Here is a 297-nt window from a genome sequence, read left to right as displayed (position 1 = left end):
GGAACAGTGGCGTGTGCTGGCGATCTGCGCCCACTTGCGTGGACAGGATGGCCCATAGCCAAGTCTGAACGCCAGTGAGCGCCTGCGCCGTCAATGTCCGCAGGCGCGTGCGCAGGCGCAGCGAGGCAACGTAACCGAGTACGGCCAGGTTGAGGTCGAAGGCTTGCAGGAAGGTTTCGGGCAGATGCCCGGTGCCGGCGGGGATAAACAGTGTCGAGCGGCGCCGCAAGAAAATCGCGTGGGTTTCGGAAAAAACGGGAAGCATGCTGGTCCAAATAGAAAAACGGATTCAGGCGC

General features: G+C 61.6%; 1 protein-coding gene. It reads right to left on the bottom strand.

Annotated elements, in window-relative coordinates; all coding sequences use genetic code 11:
• A partial coding sequence (locus F2P45_RS35050; protein ID WP_166882752.1) for a hypothetical protein occupies positions 1 to 265 on the bottom strand: 265 nt, incomplete at its 3' end.
• Between the last annotated feature and the right edge of the window lie 32 nt (positions 266 to 297).

This window comes from Massilia mucilaginosa (genome assembly GCF_011682145.1).
Lineage (GTDB): Bacteria > Pseudomonadota > Gammaproteobacteria > Burkholderiales > Burkholderiaceae_D > Telluria_A > Telluria_A mucilaginosa.
The sequence above is the reverse complement of the archived record's forward strand: the minus strand, read 5'-3'. Positions and strand labels throughout refer to the sequence as shown.